The 15,664-nt window shown below is 69.3% G+C and carries 9 protein-coding genes and 3 pseudogenes; 6 read left to right on the top strand and 6 right to left on the bottom strand.

Annotated features, from left to right (window positions below; genetic code table 11):
* The first annotated feature begins 151 nt into the window (after nt 1-151).
* Entirely contained in the window at nt 152-1,177 is a 1,026-nt protein-coding gene (locus IE142_RS23600; protein WP_191887602.1) for an SMP-30/gluconolactonase/LRE family protein, read from the top strand.
* Between the two features lie 7 nt (nt 1,178-1,184).
* Here IE142_RS23600 and IE142_RS23595 read toward each other — a convergent pair whose 3' ends face one another.
* A complete protein-coding gene (locus IE142_RS23595; RefSeq protein ID WP_191887601.1) occupies nt 1,185-1,778 on the bottom strand; it encodes a TetR/AcrR family transcriptional regulator in 594 nt (197 codons plus the stop codon).
* 309 nt (nt 1,779-2,087) lie between these two features.
* On the opposite strand from IE142_RS23595, the pseudogene IE142_RS36905 reads away from it, so the two are divergent.
* Nucleotides 2,088-2,273 (top strand): annotated as a pseudogene (locus tag IE142_RS36905) (SDR family oxidoreductase); the annotation flags it as partial.
* Between the two features lie 108 nt (nt 2,274-2,381).
* On the opposite strand, the gene IE142_RS23585 reads toward IE142_RS36905, so the two are convergent.
* Nucleotides 2,382-4,502 (bottom strand): PQQ-dependent sugar dehydrogenase, encoded by a 2,121-nt coding sequence (locus IE142_RS23585; protein WP_191887599.1) that lies wholly within the window; start codon nt 4,500-4,502, stop codon nt 2,382-2,384.
* Nucleotides 4,503-4,985: 483 nt separating this feature from the next.
* On the bottom strand, nt 4,986-5,489 hold the full coding sequence (locus tag IE142_RS23580; protein ID WP_229830820.1) for a MerR family transcriptional regulator: 504 nt from the start codon (nt 5,487-5,489) through the stop codon (nt 4,986-4,988).
* 420 nt (nt 5,490-5,909) lie between these two features.
* Between IE142_RS23580 and IE142_RS23575 the strand changes: the two genes are divergently transcribed.
* From IE142_RS23575 to IE142_RS23565, 4 genes and pseudogenes are all read left to right on the top strand, one after another.
* Nucleotides 5,910-7,400: a SulP family inorganic anion transporter gene (locus tag IE142_RS23575; RefSeq protein ID WP_229830819.1), complete on the top strand. Its 1,491-nt coding sequence runs from the start codon at nt 5,910-5,912 to the stop codon at nt 7,398-7,400.
* Nucleotides 7,401-7,821: 421 nt separating this feature from the next.
* Nucleotides 7,822-8,052: pseudogene (locus IE142_RS23570) on the top strand (zinc finger domain-containing protein); the annotation flags it as partial.
* A gap of 160 nt (nt 8,053-8,212) precedes the next feature.
* Nucleotides 8,213-8,332: pseudogene (locus IE142_RS36895) on the top strand (WhiB family transcriptional regulator); the annotation flags it as partial.
* Nucleotides 8,333-8,585: 253 nt separating this feature from the next.
* Nucleotides 8,586-10,442 carry a TolB family protein gene (locus IE142_RS23565; protein ID WP_229830815.1) on the top strand — a complete coding sequence of 619 codons (1,857 nt, stop codon included), beginning with the start codon at nt 8,586-8,588 and terminating at the stop codon, nt 10,440-10,442.
* 372 nt (nt 10,443-10,814) lie between these two features.
* On the opposite strand, the gene IE142_RS23560 is transcribed toward IE142_RS23565, so the two are convergent.
* The 3 genes from IE142_RS23560 to IE142_RS23550 all read right to left on the bottom strand — a co-directional run bounded on the left by IE142_RS23560 (nt 10,815) and on the right by IE142_RS23550 (nt 15,005).
* Nucleotides 10,815-11,492: a response regulator gene (locus IE142_RS23560; RefSeq protein WP_191887597.1), complete on the bottom strand. Its 678-nt coding sequence runs from the start codon at nt 11,490-11,492 to the stop codon at nt 10,815-10,817.
* Complete coding sequence (locus IE142_RS23555; RefSeq protein WP_191887698.1) at nt 11,489-12,673, bottom strand: sensor histidine kinase; 1,185 nt, start codon at nt 12,671-12,673, stop codon at nt 11,489-11,491. The genes IE142_RS23560 and IE142_RS23555 overlap by 4 nt, the downstream gene beginning before the upstream one ends.
* 94 nt (nt 12,674-12,767) lie before the next feature.
* On the bottom strand, nt 12,768-15,005 hold the full coding sequence (locus IE142_RS23550) for an MMPL family transporter (protein WP_191887596.1): 2,238 nt from the start codon (nt 15,003-15,005) through the stop codon (nt 12,768-12,770).
* Nucleotides 15,006-15,664: the final 659 nt, after the last annotated feature.

The following is a 15,664-nucleotide window of genomic DNA, read 5'->3' as shown; positions in this document are numbered from 1 at the left end:
GGTTCGCTGCCAGGAAGCCGCTCCGTCCGGCAAAGGCGCACGCGGTCAACGGACTTGAGCGGGCATGCACTACCGTAACAAGAACCGGACAACACTGTCCGGTTGCGGTGGAGACAGATTCCGCACACTTCGGACAGGAAGAGTGACCCCCATGCGACGACTCCCGATCCGATCCCTCACCGGCCTCGCCGCGATCGGCCTGCTGACCCTCACCGGATGCGGTACGGACACGGGCAGCGGCGGCCCGGAGGAGGCGGCGCCCGGTGGCGCGGACCGAACCGTCCGTGCCCAGGAGGTGATGCGGCTGACGAAGGTGCACCCCGAGACGGGCATGACCCTGCTCGAGGGCCCGACCTTCGACGCGGACGGCAATCTGCTCGTCGTTGACGTCACAGCACCGGCCGGCGCACCGAAGGTGCTGCGCGTCGATGTGCGCAGGAAGACGTCGGCCCAGGTCCACACCGACGACCGCGGCGCCTACACCTCCGCTCAGTTCAGCCCCTACGACGGGCGCGTCTACCTGACCGACTTCGCCCACGGCGAGATCGTCAGCCTGGCCCCCGACGGGAGCGACCCGCGGACCTTCTTCTCGGGCGAGGTCGTCGGAGCGGCGATGAACCCCGACGACCTCGCCTTCGACCAGGACGGCAACCTGTACGTCAGCGACTCGCGCGGCATGTCAGAGGGCGAGGCCAAGGGGCGCGTGGTGCGGATCGACCGCGAAGGGAAGAACGCCACCGTCCTGGCCGACGGGCTGGCGGCGCCGAACGGCATCTCGTTCGACTCGGAGTATCGCGGCCTGTGGGTCAGCGAGCTCACGCAGAACCGCGTGTCCTACCTTCTCCTCGACGGCGAGGACCAGGTCGCGTCCCGGCACACGGCGATCAGGGTGGACGGCGGGGTCGCCCAGACCGACTCGATCGCCGTGGACGCGGACGGCAACCTCTATCAGGCCCTGCACGGCCGACCCGCCATGGCGGTGTACGACCGGCACGGTGAGCGCCTGGCGACCGTCGAGGTCCCCGCCCGCGCCGCCGAGGGGCTCGCGTCGGCGACCAACGTGGCCATCACACCCGGAGGGACCAAGGCGTACATGACCGTCAGCGGGCCCGCCGGAGGGTACCTGTACACCTTCGACGCGCTGGCGGAAGGCGTACGTCAGTCCAACGGCGGCTGACCGCCCCTCACTCGCCGAAGGGGCGCACCGGTCCCACCTCGACACCGAGCAACCGCCATGCCGCCCGTGCCCGGTGTTCCCGCTGCTCGCGAGTGGGGCCGGTGACGGCGCCCGACACCATGGCGACAGCGATCATCAGGTCGTCCTTCGCCGCGGCCAGCCGATGGCCGTCCGGCAGGTGTGCCCGCAGGGCCCGCTCGACCCGCCCGGACAGTGCCGCGGCGTACGCGGGGATGTCGGTACGGCCGGCCGCCGCGTCGGTGTGCAACACGCTGATGAAGGCCGCCGACTCGGTCTGGTGCCAGGTCAGTACACCGAGGACGCCCGCGATGTCCGCGTCCGGCGCCGCCGCCGCCTGCTCTATCTGACGGACGTTCTCGTCCAGGACCGCGGTGGCGACGGCCGCCCGGTCGGGAAAGTGCCGGTACATAACGCCCTGACCCACTCCGGCGCGGCGCGCGATCGAGGACAACGGTGCGTCGAGACCGTACTCCGCGTAGATCTCGCGCGCGGCGGCGACGAGGGCGGCCCGGTTGCGGGCGGCGACCCTGCGCCCGTCGTTCGTGGGCCGCCGCTCCTCGGGTACGGGTCGCTGAGTCATCCCCTGAGCGTATCGCCCGACGACGGCACGCCCTGTTCACGGCCCCTGCTCCTCGCGGACGAGCGTGTTCGCCCTCCGGCACGGCCGGGGCGTCCCGAGCGGTCCGCCTTGCGCCACGCAGGACAAGCTCGCCCGCGCACCCGCCGACGGGCCGGGCGGGCCCCGTCACGGACGCAGCCCCCCGCGCAGCAGGATGCCCACCAGGTTCACCATGCGCGTGGGCGACGTCTCGGTGGTGCGGGTGAGGAGTTGGTAGAGGGCGGCACCGATGAGGGCGTCGGCGACGGCTTCCGACTTCGACGAGCAGACTCCCGCGAGACGATGCGCGCCATGATCGCCGTGTCGGGAGCCGGACGCGTGGACGCCCCCGACGACATCGCCGCCGCGGCCGCGTTCCCGCTCGGCCCCGACGCCACCTTCATCACCGGCGGCCTGCTGGTGGACGGCGGCGTCGTGGCCGCCCTCCGCTCCGGCCGCCTCACGAGTCGGGGCGCGCCGAAGGGGGTGGCACGGGCGGGCGGTGAACCGGCCGACGGGCGGGGCGCCATCCCCCCGGGATGGCACCCCGCCTCCGTAACTCCGCCTCCTTGGCTTCGCCGCCGGTCAGTCGGCCGGCGTCAGCGCGACCTCGGCGCTGCCCGAGAGGGGCGGCAGGCCGTCCGGAGGAGAGTCCGTGTAACTGGCGTTGAAGACCGCCTTCAGATTGTCCGCACCGGCGTGACCGCCGTCCACGAAGGTCTTGAACGATCCGGAGCAGCCGGTGCTCGAGGAGAGCGGATGTCCGTGCGTGTCGTGGCCCAGGATGAACGAGACGGTGACCTTCGAACAGTCCACCGGCTGGTCGTCGGTGACGGTCACCTCCCAGGTGACCGTGTCACCCCAGTGGAACGCCGTACCGCCGTGCGGAGCGGGGTCGGTGGTGAGTGAGACGACCGGCGCCTTGTTGCCGACGACGACGGGAACCGAGGCGGCAGCCGAACGGCCGGTGCTGTCGGTGACCTTCAGCGTGGCGTCGAAGACGGCGTTCTCGGTGAACGTGTGCTCCGGGTTGGCCTCCGTGGAGTCCACGGTGCCGTCGGCATCGAAGTCCCAGGCGTAGCTGAGGGCGTCACCGTCGGCGTCCTTCGTGCCGGCGCTGGAGAACTGGACCGTCAGCGGGCTGGTGCCGTTGGTCACGTCCGCGGCGGCCTTGGGCTCCGGGGTGCGGTTGCCTCGCGTGAAGTCGATGCGGGAGAGCTGGGCCTCGGGCAGTTCCGCGAAGTACCCGGTGCCGTACTCGAGGACGTAGAGCGCGCCGTCCGGGCCGAACTCGGCGTCGATCGGGCCGTCCGTCGTGATCGTGGGGATCGCGTTCTCGATCCTGTCGACCTCGTTCCTCTTGCCGAGGGTGAGGGCGAGCATCTGGTCGCGGGTCCACTCGTAGAAGAGCGGTTTGCCGTCGAAGTACTCGGGCCAGCGGTTCTCGGCCTTGTTCCGCTTGTCGTAGTCGTACGCCGGGCCGCCCATGGGGGCGATGCCACCCGTGCCGAGCTCCGGGAACGCCTCCGAGGCGCCGTAGCCGTAGACGATCTCCGCGTCCGTGACCGGCGGCAGCTTGCTCAGGCCGGTGTTGTGGCGCGAGTCGTTGACCGGCTTGGCGCAGTTGAACGCGCCGCTCGACTTCTGGGTGGCGAAGTCGTAGTCCTGGTACGGCATGTCCCGGGTCACGCAGAACGGCCAGCCGTAGTTGGCGGGGCGGTCGATGACCATCCAGCGGCCGTGGCCGGCGGGGCCGCGGTCGGGGTTCGCCTCGTCGGCATCGGGCGAGTAGTCGCCGACGTAGACGTCGCCGGTCTTGTCGTCCACCGAGAAGCGGAACGGGTTGCGCAGGCCCATGGCGTAGATCTCGGGGCGGGTCTTCGGCGTGCCCGGCTCGAAGAGGTTGCCTCTCGGGACCGTGTACGACCCGTCCTTCTTGACCTTGATGCGCAGGACCTTGCCGCGCAGGTCGTCGGTGTTGCCCGAGGTGCGTCGCGAGTCGAAGGCCGGGTTGCGGTCGGGGCGGTCGTCGAGCGGTGCGTAGCCGTCCGAGGCGAACGGGTTGGAGTCGTCACCGGTCGACAGGAAAAGGTTGCCCTTGCCGTCGAAGTCGATCTTGCCGCCGACGTGGCAGCAGACGCCTCGGTCGGCCGGCACGTCGAGGATCTTCTGCTCTGTGGCGAAGTCGAGCTTGTTGCCCTCGAGCTTGAACCTCGACAGCCGCGTGACGCCTTTGTACTTGGCGAAGTCGTCGGCGGTGCCGTACTCCGGTGCGTCCCCTTCGTTGACGCCCGGGGTGGCCGGGTCGTCCACGGGCGTGTCGAGGCGGGGCGAGTAGTAGAGGTAGACCCAGTGGTTCTTGCCGAAGTCGGGGTCGACCGCGATGCCCTGCACGCCCTCTTCGTCGTGCTGGTAGAGCCCGGCGGGGCTCTTCTTCATGTCGGCGGCGAGGAAGTTCACGCCGCTCTTCGGGTCGTTGATGCGTACCTCGCCGGTACGCGCGGTGTGCAGCACCCGCCGGTCGGGCAGGACGGCGAGGGCCATGGGCTCGCCCGGACGGTCGTTGAGGGTGACCTTCTGGAAGGCCGACGGGGCCGGTGGTGCTGGGTCGGATTTCGCGGCTTGGGCCGGGGACAGAGGCAGGAGCCCGACGGCTCCGGCCAGGGTGGCCGCCCCCACGAGGGTGACGATCCGCTTGTTGCGCACTGGAAACTCCTTTGGCCTTGGTGAAACCAGGTGAAAGCCCGTGCGTTGTAAGTCGGTTGGACGCTAGAGCGTTCACTTTCAACTCGTCAAGGACAAAGTTTCAACTTTCTCGAAGAAAGTTTTCCCGTGCAAGTGCGAGTCCGGCCCTTTTCGGGAGGGGTTGCGAGTGACGCTCGCTAGTCGGGGGCGGGCGCGCAGCCCTGTTCGGCCATCGAGCTGTGGCGGTTCTGACGTTCTCCGCGACGGACAGCGCCTGCATCAGATCGAGTTCGGCTTCGGGGAGCCTGGAACAGCCGTTGGCACCAAGGCACCCACATTCGGGGTGCGCCCATGACGTTCTCGCGCGTGACCTTCGCTGCCGCAAGGCCGACACCGACGACAGCGACACTCCGACCGGGACCCGTTCGGCGGTCCGACCGACCTGACGCGCCGCCGGAGAGCCTGTCCCCTGCTTCTGAGCCGCTGGAAGCTCGAAGGCGTCAGCTACGCGAAGCGCTCACCGGCAGCGAGCCCCGCACGGACCCCCTCAGCTTCCGCGACTTGACGGGGCTCGCCTTCCTGCCCGGCGAACGCATGGACGCGGGCGGGGGAAGCGTTCCGTTCCAGGCGGGCGCCCAGGGTGGCGGCGAAGTCCTCGGCGCGGGACAACTGGACCCGCAGTTTCTCCACCTGTTCGGCGGCGGCCTGCCGGTACGTACGGACGCGCTCCAGCAGGGCCTCTCGCTCACCGGAGTCGAGCGCCTCGTCGCAGTCCAGGCGGTCGGTGGCGTCCAGCAGGTCGCGCATCTGCTCCAGGGTGAAGCCGAGCGGCTTCATCCGGCGGATGACCATGAGCCGGGCGACGTCGGTCTCCGTGTAGAGGCGAAAGCCACCCTGGGACCGGGCGGAGGGGATGACCAGGCCGGCCTCCTCGTAGTGCCGGATGGTGCGCAGGGACAGCTCCGTCCGCGTGGCGACCTCGCCGATCTGCATGTGCTTGGCGTCCACGCCTGTGTCCCTGGCCCTTCTCTTCGTGGCAACCGCGTCCCGTGCGACCCGCCGACGTCTACTCTAACGTTAGGGTAGAGTTGACGACGGTGAGGGCGGCCCGGCTGCCCCTGCCGATGCCGTTCCGGGGCCGATGACGCCCCCGGCGAAGATTCGATCGTTGCAGGAGAGAGCGTGCGCGAGCCCACGACGCCGATCGCCGCCGCCTGCCCGCCGTGACCCTTCGCCGCTGGATGTGAGGCGTCCGGCTCCGCGTGCCCGCGCCGGCGTCGCCTTGCCTCCTTCCCCCTGACTTCCGGCCCGCCCTGCGGGTCGCCCGCGGGGCGCCGGCCCGGCTCCCGCGCGTCCCTCCCGCACGCCCGGCCTGCCGGCGGGTGTGCCCGAGCACGACAGGTACGCATCTCCTTGTCTTCTGCTGCTGTGAGTCCTGCCGCGCGGCTGCGCGATCTCAAGCCCGACTGGCTGAACAACCCGAAGGTCTGGCGCACCGAGATCCTGGCCGGCCTGGTCGTCGCCCTAGCCCTGATCCCCGAGGCGATCTCCTTCTCGATCATCGCCGGCGTCGACCCGGCGGTCGGCCTGTTCGCGTCCTTCACCATGGCCGTCACGATCTCCATCGTCGGCGGCCGACGGGCGATGATCTCCGCCGCCACCGGCGCCGTCGCGCTCGTCATCGCCCCCGTGAACCGCGAACACGGTTTGGGCTACCTGGTCGCGACCGTCATCCTGGCCGGCGTCTTCCAGATCGTCCTGGGTGCCGTGGGCGTGGCCAAGCTCATGCGGTTCGTGCCCCGCTCGGTGATGACCGGCTTCGTCAACGCCCTCGCCATCATGATCTTCATGGCACAGGTGCCGGAGATGCACGACGTGCCCTGGCCGGTCTACCCGCTGATCATCGGCGGCCTGGCGCTGATGGTGTTCTTCCCCAAGGTCACCAAGGTGATTCCGGCACCCCTGGTGTCCATCGTCATCCTCACCGTGATCACCGTTGCCGCCGGCATCGCCGTCCCCACCGTCGGTGACAAGGGCGAACTGCCCTCCTCCCTACCGGTGCCCGGACTGCCCGACGTACCCTTCACCCTCGACACCCTGACCACCATCGCTCCATACGCCCTCGCCATGGCGCTGGTCGGCCTGATGGAGTCGCTGATGACCGCCAAGCTCGTCGACGACATCACCGACACCCACTCATCCAAGACCCGCGAGTCCATCGGCCAGGGCATCGCCAACATCGTCACCGGCTTCTTCGGCGGCATGGGCGGCTGCGCCATGATCGGCCAGACGATGATCAACGTGAAGGTCTCAGGCGCCCGCACCCGCGTCTCCACCTTCCTCGCCGGCAGCTTCCTCATGGTGCTCTGCATCGCCTTCGGCCCCGTCGTCTCGGACATCCCCATGGCCGCCCTGGTCGCCGTCATGGTCATGGTCGCCTTCGGCACCTTCGACTGGCACTCCATCGCACCCAAGACACTGAAGCGGATGCCCGCCGGTGAGATCGCCGTCATGGTCATCACGGTGATCGTCGTGGTGGCCACCGACAACCTCGCCATCGGCGTCGTCGTCGGCTCCGTCACCGCTATGGTCATCTTCGCCAAGCGCGTCGCTCACCTCGCCGACGTCACCGCCGTCACCGACCCCGACGACACCACGGTCGTCTACCGGGTCACCGGCGAGCTGTTCTTCGCCTCCTCCAACGACCTCGTCGGCCAGTTCAACTACGCGGGCGACCCGGAGAAGGTCGTCATCGACCTCTCGGACGCCCACATCTGGGACGCCTCCTCCGTCGCAGCCCTGGACGCCATCGAGACCAAGTACGCCCAGCGCGGCAAGAGTGTGGAGATCATCGGTCTGAACGACCCGAGCGCCGACCTCCACGGCAAGCTCACCGGCGAACTCGCCGGCAGCCACTGACACCCAGCACCGGAGGACCCCGGCCGGTCAGGCCGGGGTCGACTGGGCTCTCGAAGACCCTGTCGGCAAGGGGATGGACGCCGTCCGCCCCATCCGCGACGAGAACCCGCACCGAGGTTCTCATCACCGAGATCGACGCGAAGCGGGAGGCGTGACCTCGGCGACCGACCACGGAGTCGCGATGTCGTCATCATCGGCTCCGGGGCCCCGCCGGGTACACCGCTGGCCCATGAGGATACCCATCAACGTCTCGTAGTTTGGCGCGGCCGCAGGTCAAGCCCATGCTCGGAGGCACTTGGCCACCGAACTCCCAGCATGTGTCAGGAGACATGTCCTTGGCGACCCAGCTCGTCCACGGAATGGGCAGCTTCTTGAAGAGCTGCGCTTGCGCCCGGCAGAACCGCTGCGCCCACCCGTACGCGCACCGTTCCGGCCCGCCCGGGCAGCACGTGAAGCCGCCGTCGCGCAAGGGCTGCCCGATGCCCTGAGCGTGCGATGCGAGTGGTGTCTGGTTCCGGTCGGCGAGCCGTGTCGCCGCCGTCGGATCGGCCCCAACGACGGGGTACGCACCATCACGTCGCGGGCCACCCCGCACCCCGGCCGCCTCGTCCTCGCCGCCGCCCAGCAGGCCCAGCAGCCCGCCCTGGCCTGACCGGTGCACCCGGCGCGTGCATCCCGTCCACTGCACCGCCGCAACATCACCGTCCCGCACCGGCTGCGGCGCACGCCCACGCGCCGCAGCCGGCACCCGACGCCCCACCCGCCGAGCACCGCGCTAGCCGGCCGGTGTGGCAGCACATCGGAGACTCGCCTTGCGCCACATCACCACCCACGACGCGCCGGCCACCGGCCTGCGCGGCATCGGAGACATCAGCTGGCACACCCGCGGAGCGTGCCACGGCATGGACGTCGAGGACGCCGACGCCGCGTTCGGGCTGCGGTGTGCTTCTCGGCAGGATCGGAGAAGTATGATTCCATCTCCGAGAATTGGCTTTCCCTCCGCCAAGACTCTTGCTTTCTCAAAATGAAAATGGTGGTGTGCTACGAGCCGGCCATGACGGAACGCCGCCGACGATGGACGGCTGCCCCGGAGACGTAACCATGGAAGGAGCACCGACCCGTATGGCCACCATGCGAACGACCGTCAGACGTGTATTCGCGCTCGTCACCGCGTTATTGGCCTCTGTGGCTCTGCTGCAGGTGCCTTCATCGGCCGGGGAGCGGGTCCCGCCGCCGCCCGCGCCCGAGCGGATCAAGGTCGAGCAGCTGCCGCTGCCGCCCACGGCGCCGTCGGAGGACGAAGGCGCATGCAGCCGGGCGGTCAACCCCCGCGGCACCGGCTGCATCGTCGCCCACTGGGACGCGACGCAGCTCGGCGCGCACACTCGCGACGGCCGCCACGTCACCGTGTCCATGGAGTTCGCCGGCGCTCCGGCGGCGCCCGACCCGGCGAGCATCTATCAGGGCCGGCAGATCGTCCTCATCAAGACGGACGGACGCACCTTCCCGGGCGGCGATTCGTGGAAGTGCATGACCTGCGGCATACCCGTCGAGAACCGGCAGGGCATCTCGAGCAACCAGGCCGAGCCGGAGCCCTTCCCCGACGGCCGCCGCATCAGGTTCGGCTCCACAGTCCTTGACTGTGGCCGTTACCCCGTCACCAGCTCACGCTGCACCCCGCAGCGCACACACCTGTACCCCATCCGCTGGAACACGGCCGCGGACGGATCCGGCGACGGCGGCAGCATGCGCGAGGTGCGCCTGCACCCGGACGGCGTCCACATCGGCTTCAGCAGCGTCTCCGGCACCGGCGGGCGATTCGGCCAGTACGGCTATCTGGGGCGACTGGAGTTCAACCCGCAGCCCGCCACCGGCACGCCGCGCGTTCCCCGCTACGACGTCACCCGGGTAACCCGGCTGTTCGACCGTGCTCCGGACAAGCAGCCGGTGCACGTCGACCCCAAACACCCGGACAGGCTGGTCTTCGACCCCCGGGCGCAGTCCGTTGGCGAGCTGCGCGGCTTCAGCAAGGACGGCCGCGAGGTGTTCTACGTCGGCTACTCCCACGAGTCGGCCCACATCGACCTGTTCGCGGCCGACCTCAGGACGGGCAAGGTCCGCCGGGTCACCGCGCACCCCGAGTACACCGACCCCATGGACTCCTCCCCCGACGACAAGTGGGTGGTGGCGCTGGACACCCGCGGTTCGGACCGCCAGATGTTCCTGGCAGCGATGCGCGGCGTCCCGCCGGTCACCGATCTGCTGACCACCAGCGCGGTCTCCTCCGTCCGCAACAACCAGCAGCGGCGCTTCTTCCAGCCGTATCTGATCGACCGGTACGGCGACCGAGGCGACTACGCCGGCCAGCAGCTCAACGCCGGTGACGGGAGCCCCGGCAGCGTGAGTGACCCGAACTGGAACGCGATCGCCAACCCGCAGTGGTCACCGGACGGCACCCGCGTCGCCTACGCCCAGCGTCTCGTGTCCGCCCCGTCCTGCGGCGGCATCAACCCCTTGCCGTGCCCGGAGTCCACCGAACCGGGCGGCCGCCACACGCGCATCATGATCGCCCACCTTACGGACCGCGAGCCGACGCGCACCCGGCACGTCGTCCCGGCACCGAAGCGCATCCACTGGGGCGAGGAGCACGTGCCGGGCACCCCGGCCCCGCATCGTCCGTACCCGCCGGAGGGTACCTACACCATGCGCGGCGTGAAGAGCGGCAAGGCGACGGTGGAGATCGTGCGGGACGGGCCCGAGCCGCGGACCGTCGCGGTGTCGTACCGGAACTTCTCCGACGACGGCAAGACCTTCCTCAACGGCAAGGAGAGCGTGACGCGCACCAATCTGAGCCTTACCAAGCACCGCCTGGACTGGCACTCCGACCTCGTCCAGACCGGCGCCGTCCAGGCGGAGAAGAAGACAAGCCCTGACGGATTCCATCTGACCATCGACCTCTTCCAAACCTACTTCGAAGCGACCGGCACCCTCACCACCACCGTGAACGGCCGCACGTACACCCAGCCGGCCAACGGCACCTGAGCACACCAGTCGAGCGTGCCCGGACTGTGAAGTCACCGTCCGGGCACGCACCCCCCGGTCCACCAGGGAGGGTCTGTAGAACGAGCGGGGGTAATCAGGGTGGTTGAGGTCAACTGCTGCAGCAGCCCGCCCTCGCCGGCCAGCTGCAGGCCCTCGGAAGTATCAGGGCTCAACGGCCTCGAGCTCAGCCACGTTCTCACTGGTCATCGATGCATCCTCCATGATCGGGAGTTACACTGAACGATTTACAGTCCCGGCACCGCACCCCCGCGAACGCGGCGGCCGACGCCCGGGCGAGCGGGACAGTCCGGCCCACGTAGCGCAGCACGGCCGTGTCATCGGGGCGACCGGGCAACAACGTGCGAGGGGCGGTCAACCGCCGAGGCTCGGTCGGACAAGGCCGCTCTGGTAGGCGATCACGACCAGTTGAGCCCGGTCGCGTGCGTTGAGCTTGGTCATCGCGCGGGAGATATGGGTGCGTACCGTCAGATGGCTGAGGACCAGCTGGTCGGCGATCTCGTGGTTCGACTTGCCCAGCGCGGCCAGTGCCATGACCTCACGTTCACGTTCGGTGAGCAGGGTGAGACGTTCTGGCGCGGTGAGGTGCATGCGGTCGGCCGGGGAGGCCAGGAAGCGGGTGATCAATGCCCGGGTGGCCATGGGGGAGAGCAGGGAGTCTCCCGCCGCCACGGTGCGGATGCCCGCCAGCAGGACGTCGGGGCCGACGTCCTTGCCGAGGAAGCCGCTCGCCCCGGACCGCAGGGCGACGGCGACATTCTCGTCGTTCTCGAACGTGGTGAGGATCAGGACCCGGGTGCTCGACGCTTCGGTCCGGGCACAGATGTCGGCCGTGGCGGCCAGTCCGTCGGTGCCGGGCATGCGGATGTCCATGAGGACGACGTCGGGGTGGTGTTCGAGGGTCAGTTGTACTGCCTGCTGCCCGTCAGTTGCCTCTGCTACGACCGTCATGTCCGGGTCGGAGTCGATAAGGATGCGGAAGGTGGCGCGGAGCAGCGCCTGGTCGTCGGCGAGCAGAACGCGGATGGTCATGAGGTGCTCTCCTTGGAGCTGGGAAGGGGAAGCGCGCAGGCGACTTCGAAACCGCCTCCGGGCCGCGGGCCGGCGTGGAACGTTCCGCCTGCCGACAAGGCGCGTTCGCGCATGCCGAGCAGTCCGAAGCCACGGGAGGCGGCAGCAGCCGAGGGAGGTGAGCCGGCTTCATTGGTGATGGTGAGTGTCAAATAGTGAGCGGTGTAGTCCAGCCGCACCCGCGCGGAGGGTGTGGCGGCGTGCTTGGTGACATTGGTCAGTGCTTCCTGGACGATCCGGTAGGCCGTCAGGTCCAGGCCGGGCGTAAGTGCTTTTGGCTGGCCCTCGGTGCTGACGGAGACGGCCAGACCCGCTGACGCGCAGGTCTCGACGAGCTGCGGCAGCTGATCCAGGCCCGGTGCGGGAGCCAGCTCCTGCGAGTCGGTTTCCTGACGCAACAGGCCGACGGTGGCCTTGAGTTCGCGGAGAGCCGAGGCGGTCACTTCCGGCAACTTCTCGATCATGGCGATGGCCTGGTCGGGACGGGACCGGGCCAGATGGGCGGCGGTGCCGGCCTGGGCGTTGGCCAGAGCGAGGTGGTGGGCGACCACGTCGTGCAGTTCGCGTGCGATGCGCATGCGCTCCTGGATCACCCGCCGGCGCGCCTCCTCGTCGCGCTCCTGGGCAGCATGGTCGGCGCGGGCGACGGCGTACTCTCGGCGCACGCGCACGTAGCTGCCGAAGGACGCGACCATCAGGACCCAGGCCGCCGGATTGACCAAGCCGATGATCCACTCGTGCGGCCAGTCCGTGGTGATGAAGCCGGTGAGCGCGATTCCGGCGGCGGCTGCCAGGGCGGTGTACCAGGTGGTCCTACGATCAGGACGCAGACTCACGGTGTACTGCGCGAGCAGCATCGGCCCCATGAGTAGCGGCGTCATGAGATACCCCAGGAACCCCTCGGTCATGATGCATACCGTGGTCACCAGAAGTACGAGAAGCGGGTGCCTGCGGCGGCGCAGCAAAGTCGCGCAGGCCAAGACGGACAGCACTAGGCCGGGCCAGAGGACGAGCGGCTCCTCGGCCGCGACCGCCCGGGTGAGGAAGACACCACTCACAGTGAAGGCGAGCAGCAAGCCCGTAGTCACCACTTGAACCGTGTAGGGACGGTCAGCGACGCGGCTTTCCCATCGTGCACTCATCGTCATACTCCCAGGTGAGACCAGCCGGTTCAGGGTGACAGAAGCGCCGCGGCACCGATGCACGGCACCGCGGCGCGTCTGCGCCTGATTCGTCTCAGAACGTGCGGGCCGACTCCCGCGGGTGAGCCTCAGGGCCCGTCGGGGTCGGCGCCTGGGCCTGCGAGGTGAGTCCGGTGCCCTCGACGTCGACTCGGGGGAGCGCCTTGTCGAGCCACCCGGGCAGCCACCATGCCTTGTCGCCCAGCAGGGCGAGTACGGCGGGCACCAGGGCCATGCGGACGACGAAGGCGTCGAAGAGGACCGCGACGGCGAGCCCGAACCCGATCGTCTTGATCATGGACTCTCCGGACCCGATGAAGCCGGAGAAGACCCCCATCATGATCACGGCCGCGGCGACGACGACCCGGGCGCTGTGCCGGAAGCCACTCACCACCGCCTGGCCGGGGCGCTCACCGTGGACGTACGCCTCGCGCATGCGGGCGACAAGGAAGACCTCGTAGTCCATGGCCAGGCCGAACACGATGCCCACCAGGAAGATCGGCATGAGGCTCATGATCGGGCCGGTCTGCTCCACGCCCAGCAGTTCGGCACCCCAGCCCCACTGGAAGACCGCGACGACCGAGCCGAGCGAGGCGAGTACCGACAGCAGGAACCCGAGAGCCGCCTTGACGGGCACGAGTACGGACCGGAAGATCACCAGGAGCAGCAGCAGGGACAGCAGCACGATGACGGCCAGGTAGGGCACGAGAGCGTTCTGCAGGGCCTGGGCGACGTCGATGTCCATCGCGGTGCTGCCGGTGACCTCGAAGGTCGCACCTGTGTCCCCCTCCAGACCGGGACGCTCCGCCCGGATGGTCTGGACGATGTCCTTCGTGGCCTCCTCGTTCGGTCCGGTGGCGGGCACAGCGGAGAAGAGTGCGGTGTCCCCGGCCTCGTTGAACCGCGGGGGCGTGACGGACACGACGCCGTCAGTGCCCTCGATCTGCTCGGCCATCGCGGTTGCGGCCCTCTGTGGGTCGGTGGCTCCCCTGACGTCGGCGACGATGGTCAGCGGTCCGTTGAAGCCCGCACCGAAGCCGTCGGCCAGCGCGTCGTAGGCACGTCGCTCCGTCGTCGACGTGGGCTTCGCCTCGGCGCCGGGCATGCCCATCTCCAGCTGAGCGGCGGGCAGTGCCAGGGCTCCCAGACCGGCCACACCCAGCACAAGGACCGCCACGGGCCGCCTCATCACAAAGCGAGCCCAACGGGTGCCGCCGTTGACAGCGGACCCGGAACGGGATCCGGTGCCGCCGCCCCGCTTCCCTGTCTTGCGGACCTTCCGGGAAAGGACGGCGTTCGGCCACATGCCGAGCAGGGCGGGTACGAGGGTCAGGGCGACCAGGACGCCGATGGCGACCGCTCCGGCGGCGCACAGGCCCATCTTGGTCAGCATTGGCACGCCGACCACGGACAGGCCGGCGAGCGCGATGATCACGGTCAGGCCGGCGAAGACCACGGCGGATCCGGCCGTGCCGACCGCGAGGCCCGCCGCTTCCCTCGGATCGTGCCCGTTCGCGCGCTCCTCGCGGTAACGGGAGACGACGAAGAGGGCGTAGTCGATACCGACCGCGAGCCCGAGCATGGAGGCGAGCGTGCCGGTGGTCATGGACAGGCCGAGGGTGCTACCGAGAGCAAGGATCGCGCACATGCTGACACCAACGCCGATGACGGCGGTGAGCAGCGGCAGCCCGGCCGCGGCCAGAGAGCCGAAGGTGATCAACAGGACGACGGCGGCCAGAGCGATGCCGATCGCCTCGGCAGAGCCTCCCGCGGCCGGCTGCGAGGCAAGAGCCGTGCCGCCCACCTCCACAGTGAGCCCCGAGCCGCGAGCCTTCTCGATGGCCTTCTCGAGGCTGTCCTTGCTGGTGTCGGTCAGGTCACCGGACTCGACCTTGTAATTGACCGTGGCGTACGCGGTCGAGGCGTCCTTGCTGACCGCGCCGGCCTTGAAGGGATTGACGGCGCTGTCCACCTGAGAGCCCTCGGCCGCCGTGGACACCAGCTCATCGATGGCGGCGCGCTTGTCCTCGGCTGTCACCTTCTCCCCATCGGGGGCGATGAACACGATACGAGCGTTGGCACCCTTGGCATCCGAGCCAGGGAATCGCTCCCCGATCAGGTCGAACGCCTTCTGGGCCTCGATGCCGGGCATGAACGAGGCGCCGTCATCGCCCGCGGCCGGGGCCTTGACGGCGCCGAGACCGACACCGCCGAGGATCACCGCCCAGAGCAAGGTCACGAGCCAGCGCCGCCGGAAGGCGGTTCGGCCCAGTCGGTACAGGAAGGTAGCCACGAGAAAGGTCTCTCCAAAGTCTGTTCTCAGGTAGGTACCAAGGCTCTCCTTTCATGTGCTGCCGGGGCATCGTGTCAGTGCAGTGACCTGGTCCTCGTGGCTACGCAGCAGGCGCGGGCCATCCTCGTGCAGAACGACGACGTCGTTCTCCTACCTGAGGATGACCACTGGGGTGAAGAAGCCTGAGGGGGCCGAATTCCACCGGCCGCGGCACCGGGGTTGCTGCAGGCCAGGACGATCTGGCGCGGCACGGGCGGAGCGCAGAAGTCCACCGCGCGCCTGACAGAGGCTATGGAGCTTTCAGGCAAGATGCACGAGTCCGTAGGCGGTGGGAACCGCTTCGCGAAAGCCGTACTGCCGCCGTGGCGAAAGGCGACGACGCAAGAGATGCATCTGCTGATCACCCCAGGGGATGCAGATCGCCTCGGATTGGCCCGGACTGCATAGCCGGCGACCATCGCGGGCAGTGTCCGCCCGGCTGCGCGTCGCACATGCCCTGGCGGTGTCCCAGGCCGGGCTCGCGTTCGTCCCGGGCGCCCGCGAACGGGGAGACGAGCCAGCCCCTGGACCGGGTCCCCGAGGTTCACCCTCTCGGAGGGTGTGGGGCCGTCGTCCCCGGGGCCCTCCTCTACCACCGGCTCAACGCCGACGACGGTGGT

It is taken from the genome of Streptomyces mutabilis (assembly GCF_014649815.1).
Lineage (GTDB): Bacteria > Actinomycetota > Actinomycetes > Streptomycetales > Streptomycetaceae > Streptomyces > Streptomyces mutabilis.
Note: the sequence above shows the minus strand (reverse complement) of the source record. Positions and strands in the feature narration are given on the sequence as shown.